The sequence below is a fragment of the Steroidobacter sp. genome, from assembly GCF_016790065.1.
Lineage (GTDB): Bacteria > Pseudomonadota > Gammaproteobacteria > Steroidobacterales > Steroidobacteraceae > Steroidobacter.
This window is the reverse complement of the sequence record NZ_JAEUPY010000110.1, coordinates 1-7,483: the sequence shown is the minus strand read 5'-3', so window position 1 is coordinate 7,483 and position 7,483 is coordinate 1. Positions and strand designations below refer to the sequence as shown.

The window sequence follows — 7,483 nt, the reverse complement described above, 5'->3', positions numbered from 1 at the left end:
CTCTTCAGGCGCCTTGTCGATCTGATCGTACGCCTTGAATTCACCGCCGTGCTTCTCCGCCATCACCTTCGTCAAGGCGGCCGTCAACGTCGTCTTGCCATGGTCGACGTGACCGATGGTGCCCACGTTTACGTGCGGTTTATTACGTTCGAATTTCTCTTTGGCCACGGCGGCTTTCCTCTAGCTAATCTTTAGTTCTGAAAAAAATATCTGCGATTGTCTGTTCGGCTCGGCGCTCAGCGCGCTGGGCCAAATCGTCAGGCCTTCTTGATGACGTTGGCGACGTTCGACGGCACTTCCTGATACTTGGCGAACTCCATCGTGTACGTCGCACGGCCCTGGCTCATCGAGCGCATGGACGTGGAGTACTGGAACATCTCGGCCAACGGCACTTCGGCCGTGACCACTTTTCCGGAGATGGAATCTTCCATGCCGACGATCTGGCCGCGACGGCGGTTCAGGTCGCCCACGATGTCGCCGTAATAATCTTCCGGCGTCACCACTTCCACTTTCATGATGGGCTCGAGAATCACCGGCTTGGCGTTCGACATGGCTTCGCGAAAAGCCATGGAGCCGGCGATCTTGAACGCCATTTCGTTCGAATCGACATCGTGATACGAGCCGTCGAACAGCGTCGCTTTCACATCCACGACCGGATAGCCGGCGAGCACACCGTTGGCGGTGGCTTCTTTGATGCCCTTCTCGACAGCCGGGATGTATTCCTTGGGGACCGTACCGCCGACGATGCCGTTGACGAATTCGAAGCCCTTACCGGTGGCGTTAGGTTCCAGCGTGATCCAGACGTGGCCGTACTGACCGCGACCGCCGGACTGACGCACGAACTTGCCTTCCTGATCGACCTTGGCGCGGATGGTTTCGCGGTAGGCGACCATCGGCTTGCCGACGTTCGCATCCACCTTGAACTCGCGCTTCATGCGATCGACGATGATTTCCAGGTGCAGCTCGCCCATGCCGGCGATGATGGTCTGACCGGACTCCGGATCGCTCGACAAACGGAACGAAGGATCTTCCTTGGCCAGGCGCTGCAGGGCCAGGCCCATCTTTTCCTGATCGGCGGTGGTCTTGGGCTCGACCGCCACGGAAATCACCGGCTCCGGGAAATCCATCTTTTCCAGCTGCACGGTGTGGTCGGGGTCGCACAGCGTGTCGCCCGTGATCACATCCTTCAGGCCCACGGCTGCGGCGATGTCGCCAGCGCGGACTTCTTTGATCTCGCTACGCTCGTTGGCGTGCATCTGGAGCAAGCGGCCGATGCGCTCTTTCTTGCCCTTGCCTGGATTGGCAACCGTGTCGCCGGAGTTCAGCACGCCGGAGTAGACACGGAAGAACGTCAGGTTGCCGACGAACGGATCGTTGAGAATCTTGAACGCCAGCGCCGAGAAGCGCTCGTCGTCGGCGGCCTTGCGCGTGCCTTCCTTGCCATCGGCCAGCAGGCCGGTGACGGGCGGCATCTCCACCGGCGAGGGCATGAACTCGATGATGGCATCGAGCATGGCCTGCACGCCCTTGTTCTTGAACGCCGAGCCGCACATGCAGACGACGATCTCGTTACGGATCGAACGCTCGCGCAGGCCCAGCTTGATCTCGGCTTCGCTGAGCGTGCCGCTCTCGAGATACTTGTTGAGCAGCGTCTCGTTGGCTTCGGCTGCCGCCTCGATCATCTTGGCGCGCCACTCTTCGCACTCTTCCAGCATGTCCGCGGGAATCTCGCGATGCTCGAAGCGCGTGCCCTGGGTGGCGTCATCCCACCAGATTTCCTTCATGCGGATCAGATCGACCACGCCGACGAATTTGTCTTCGGCGCCGATCGGCAGCTGGATGGGCACGGGCACGCCGCGCAGCCGCTGCTGGATCTGTTCGACACAACGCAGGAAGTTGGCGCCGGCGCGGTCCATCTTGTTGACGAACGCGATGCGCGGCACTTTGTACTTGTTCATTTGCCGCCAGACCGTCTCGGACTGGGGCTGCACGCCGGCCACGGCGCAGAACACGGCTACGGCGCTGTCGAGCACGCGCAGGCTGCGTTCGACTTCGATGGTGAAGTCGACGTGACCGGGGGTGTCGATGATGTTGATGCGATGTTCGGGGAAGTTGTTTTCCATCCCCTTCCAGAAACAGGTGGTGGCAGCGGCGGTAATGGTGATGCCGCGCTCTTGTTCCTGTTCCATGTAGTCCATGACGGCCGCGCCGTCATGCACTTCACCGATCTTGTGAGAGACGCCCGTGTAAAAAAGAATGCGCTCGGTCGTCGTCGTCTTGCCCGCGTCAATGTGGGCAGAGATGCCGATGTTCCGATAGCGTTCTATGGGCGTCGTGCGTGACATGAGGTCTCTTGCGGGTTGCGGTGACTGAGTCGCGGAGGGCGACGTTCATCGACCGCACTCCACGCTTACCAGCGGTAGTGGGCGAACGCTTTGTTCGCTTCCGCCATACGGTGCGTGTCTTCACGCTTGCGCACAGCCGAACCACGGTTCTCGGAGGCATCCAGCAGCTCGGCGGCGAGGCGCTGAGCCATCGACTTCTCGCTGCGAGCCGAGGCGGCTTCGATCAGCCAGCGCATGGCCAATGTCTGGCGGCGGGCCGAGCGAACTTCAACCGGCACCTGGTACGTGGCGCCACCGACGCGGCGGCTCTTCACCTCGACCGTCGGCTTGACGTTGTCCAGCGCCTGCGTCAGCAGTTCGATCGACTGCTCGCTCTGCTTGCCGGTCTTCTCGGTGATGCGGTCGACCGCGCCATAGACGATCTTTTCCGCGACCGACTTCTTGCCGCGCTCCATGACCATGTTGACGAACTTGGCCAGCAGCAGGCTGTTGAAGCGCGGGTCGGGAAGAATCGTACGGGTCGGGGCCGATGCTCTACGAGACATGAGGTACTACCTTGGAAATAGTTTAGGAGTGGCGCCGGTTATTTCTTCGGGCGCTTGGCGCCGTACTTGGAACGGCCCTGACGGCGGTCATTGACGCCCGCGCAGTCCAGGGTGCCGCGCACCGTGTGATAGCGCACGCCCGGGAGGTCTTTCACACGACCGCCACGGATCAGCACCACCGAGTGTTCCTGCAGGTTGTGGCCTTCGCCGCCGATGTAGCTAATGACTTCGAAGCCATTGGTCAGGCGCACCTTGGCCACTTTGCGCAAAGCCGAGTTCGGCTTTTTCGGCGTGGTGGTGTACACGCGCGTGCAGACACCGCGCTTTTGCGGGCAGGCAGCGAGCGCCGGCACCTTCGTCTTGTAGTTGGGCGAAGTGCGCGGTTTGCGTACGAGCTGACTGATGCTGGCCATAACCTGATGATTCCTTGAGAGAACACGAGGCCGCCTAGCTGGTCGCTAAGGCGGCCTAAGTTAATTCGGGTGACTGGCGGGCGGAGCAACGTCGACGCCGGCCCAATCAAAGGCGCGGGATTGTAGGAATGTGACCCTGCAGTGTCAACGGCTTAGCCAAGCCAATAGGGCCCGGGGAGGCCTTTTGAGCCTCCCCGCCCCTGGTTCATACTCAATCCGCCGACGCGGCCTCGTCTGATGTCGACTCCTCGGCATCCCCGCCGCCGCCGCCCATGTCCATGAAGCCACGGCCGGAACCGGAATCCCGGCGCCGACGCCGCAAGTGGTAGAACGAGCCCGTACCCGCCGGAATCAGCCGGCCGACGATGACGTTCTCCTTCAAGCCACGCAGATCGTCCTTCAGACCGCGCACGGCCGCTTCGGTCAGCACGCGGGTGGTCTCCTGGAAGGAGGCCGCGGAGATGAACGACTCGGTCGCCAGCGAGGCCTTGGTGATACCCAGCAGCACCGGCTCGAGGCGCGCGGGGATCTTGCCCGCCTCCTCGGTCCGCTCGTTCACGTCCGTGACCCGGGCGCGATCCAGCTGCTCACCGCGCAACAGGACGGTGTCGCCGGCATGGGCGATTTCGACCTTGCGCAGCATCTGGCGGATGATCACTTCAATGTGCTTGTCGTTGATCTTCACGCCCTGCAACCGGTACACGTCCTGGATTTCGCGGACCAGGTAGTTGGCCAGCGACTCCACACCCTGCAAGCGCAGGATGTCGTGCGGGTTCGGCTCGCCGTCGGCGATCACTTCGCCGCGCTCCACCTGTTCACCTTCGAACACGTTCAGGTGGCGCCACTTCGGAATCAGTTCCTCGTGCTTCTCACCCTGCTCGTCGGTGATGATCAGACGACGCTTGCCCTTGGTTTCCTTGCCGTAGCTGACCGTGCCCGAGTACTCGGCGAGGATCGCTGAGTCCTTCGGCTTGCGGGCTTCGAACAAGTCCGCGACGCGCGGCAGACCGCCGGTGATGTCGCGAGTCTTCGACGACTCTTGCGGAATACGCGCGATAACGTCGCCGACCGACACCTTGGCACCGTCTTCCAAGCTCACGATGGCGCCCGCAGGCAGCGCGTACACGGCCGGAATATCGGTGTTGGCGAACGTGACTTCCTTGCCCTTGGTGTTGATCAGGCGCACCACCGGACGCAAGTCCTTGCCGCCCGAGCTGCGCTGCTTCGGATCCATCACCACCGTGCTGGACAAGCCGGTCACTTCGTCGACCTGGCTCTGTACCGTCAAGCCGTCGATGAAGTCCGAGAACTTGATCAAACCGGCCACTTCGGTCACGACCGGGTGGGTATGCGGATCCCAGGTGGCCACGATCTGGCCCGGCGTGATCGGATCGCCGTCCTTGACGGTGATCACGGCGCCGTACGGGATCTTGTAACGCTCACGCTCGCGACCGAACTCGTCGATCACGCCGAATTCGCCGGAACGCGAGGTCGCGACCCAGTGACCCTTCTCGTGATGCACGGTCTTGAGGTTGTGCAAGCGAGCATGACCCTTGCCCTTGGCTTCCACGGAGTTCGCGGCTGCCGCTCGAGACGCCGCACCACCGATGTGGAACGTACGCATCGTCAGCTGCGTGCCAGGCTCACCGATGGACTGCGCGGCGATGACGCCGACAGCTTCACCCATGTTGATGCGATGACCGCGCGCGAGGTCGCGGCCATAGCACTGCGCGCACACGCCGTAGCGGGTTTCGCAGGCGATGGGCGAACGCACCTTCACCTGGTCGACGCCTTCGGCTTCGAGCAGCTTCACCAGGCGTTCGTCGATCAACGTGCCGGCTTCGATGACCACCGACTCGCCGTTCGGCTTCATCACGTCTTCGGCAGCCACGCGACCGAGCACGCGCTCGCCGAGGCCTTCGACCACGTCGCCGCCTTCCACGATCGGATTCATCGGCAGACCGTTGCTGGTACCGCAATCCGCTTCCGTCACCACCAGATCCTGCGCCACGTCGACCAGACGTCGGGTCAGGTAACCGGAGTTGGCGGTCTTCAACGCGGTATCGGCCAAGCCCTTACGAGCGCCGTGCGTCGAGATGAAGTACTGCATGGCGTTCAAGCCTTCACGGAAGTTCGCCGTGATGGGCGTTTCGATGATGGAGCCGTCCGGCTTGGCCATCAGGCCGCGCATACCGGCGAGCTGACGAATCTGGGCCGCGCTACCGCGGGCGCCCGAGTCAGCCATCATGTAAATCGAGTTGAACGACTTCTGCGTGACCGTCTGGCCCTTGGAGTTGACGACGTCTTCGACGCCGAGCTTGTCCATCATGGCCTTGGCCACTTGGTCGTTGGTACGCGACCAGATGTCGACCACCTTGTTGTAACGCTCGCCGTTGGTGACCAGACCCGAAGCGTACTGCTCCTGAATCTCCTTCACTTCACGCTCGGCGCCACCCAGGATGCGGCCCTTCTGTTGCGGCACGACCATGTCGTCGACGCCGATCGACACACCGGCGCGCGTCGCATACGCGAAGCCCGTGTACATCAGCTGGTCGGCGAGCACGACGGCTTCCTTCAAGCCGACGCTGCGATAGCACAGGTTGATCACGCCGGAGATGGCCTTCTTGGTCATGTCGCGATTCACAGCATCGAACGACATACCCTTCGGCACGATCTCGGACAGCAGCGAACGACCCACGGTCGTATCGACGACGCGCTTACGCGGGCTGAAACCGCCGTCTTCGTTCTTCACGAATTCGGTGATGCGCACCTTCACCTTGGCCTGCAGATCGGCAACGCGGCTTTCATAGGCGCGATGCACTTCCTGCACGTCGGTGAACAGCATGCCCTCGCCCTTCGCATTCACGCGCTCGCGGGTCATGTAGTACAGACCCAGCACCACGTCCTGCGACGGCACGATGATCGGATCGCCGTTGGCGGGCGACAGAATGTTGTTCGACGACATCATCAGCGCGCGCGCTTCGAGCTGCGCTTCCAATGACAGCGGCACGTGCACGGCCATTTGGTCGCCGTCGAAGTCGGCGTTGAAGGCGGTACACACCAGCGGATGCAGCTGGATGGCCTTGCCTTCGATCAACACCGGCTCGAACGCCTGAATGCCCAGACGGTGCAGGGTCGGCGCGCGGTTCAGCAGCACGGGATGTTCGCGAATGACTTCTTCGAGAATGTCCCACACTTCCGGACCTTCACGTTCCACCATGCGCTTGGCGGCCTTGATGGTCGACGCTTCGCCACGCAGCTGCAGCTTGGAGAAGATGAAGGGCTTGAACAGCTCCAACGCCATCTTCTTCGGCAGACCGCACTGGTGCAGGCGCAGGGTCGGACCGACCACGATCACCGAACGACCGGAGTAGTCGACGCGCTTACCGAGCAAGTTCTGACGGAAGCGGCCCTGCTTGCCCTTGATCATGTCGGCCAGCGACTTCAACGGGCGCTTGTTGGTGCCGGTGATGGCACGACCGCGACGGCCGTTGTCCAGCAACGCATCCACCGCTTCCTGCAGCATGCGCTTTTCGTTACGCACGATGATGTCCGGAGCGTTCAGCTCCAACAGACGGCGCAGACGGTTGTTACGGTTGATGACGCGGCGATACAGATCGTTCAGATCCGAGGTCGCGAAGCGGCCGCCATCGAGCGGAACCAGCGGACGCAGATCCGGCGGCAGCACCGGCAGCACCTGCATCACCATCCAGTCGGGCTTGATGCCCGAGCGCTTGAAGGCTTCCATGACCTTGAGGCGCTTGGAGTTCTTCTTGATCTTCAGCTCGGAGCCGGTCAGGTCGTTGCGGATCTTGTCGATCTCAACGTCCAGGTCCAGGTCAGCGAGGAGGCGCTGGATGCCTTCGGCACCCATCAAAGCGACGAACTCGTCGCCATGCTTCTCGCGCTCGACGTCGAACTGCTCTTCGCTCAGGATCGCGAACTTCTTCAGCGGAGTCATGCCGGGGTCGGTCACGACATACGCTTCAAAGTACAGCACGCGCTCGATGTCGCGCAGCGTCATGTCCAGCACCAGGCCCAGCCGCGACGGCAGCGACTTCAGGAACCAGATGTGGGCGCAGGGCGCGGCCAGGTCGATGTGACCCATGCGGTCGCGACGCACTTTGGTCTGGGTGACTTCAACGCCGCACTTCTCGCAGATGACGCCACGGTGCTTCAG

Annotated in this window: 5 protein-coding genes; all 5 read right to left on the bottom strand. The window is 62.2% G+C overall.

The window, feature by feature from the left end; translation table 11 throughout:
• Positions 1–168 (bottom strand): GTP-binding protein (locus JNL55_RS04700; protein ID WP_293850014.1); only part of this gene is annotated, 168 nt, incomplete at its 3' end.
• An 89-nt stretch (positions 169–257) separates the two neighbouring features.
• Entirely contained in the window at positions 258–2,345 is a 2,088-nt protein-coding gene (gene fusA, locus JNL55_RS04695; protein ID WP_293850011.1) for an elongation factor G, read from the bottom strand.
• Between the two features lie 65 nt (positions 2,346–2,410).
• Positions 2,411–2,890, bottom strand: coding sequence for a 30S ribosomal protein S7 (gene rpsG / locus JNL55_RS04690; protein WP_293850008.1), 480 nt, complete (start codon positions 2,888–2,890; stop codon positions 2,411–2,413).
• Positions 2,891–2,928: 38 nt separating this feature from the next.
• Positions 2,929–3,303 (bottom strand): 30S ribosomal protein S12, encoded by a 375-nt coding sequence (gene rpsL, locus JNL55_RS04685; protein WP_129644597.1) that lies wholly within the window; start codon positions 3,301–3,303, stop codon positions 2,929–2,931.
• Between the two features lie 211 nt (positions 3,304–3,514).
• The coding region (gene rpoC / locus JNL55_RS04680) for a DNA-directed RNA polymerase subunit beta' (protein ID WP_293849997.1) at positions 3,515–7,483 on the bottom strand (3,969 nt) is incomplete at its 5' end.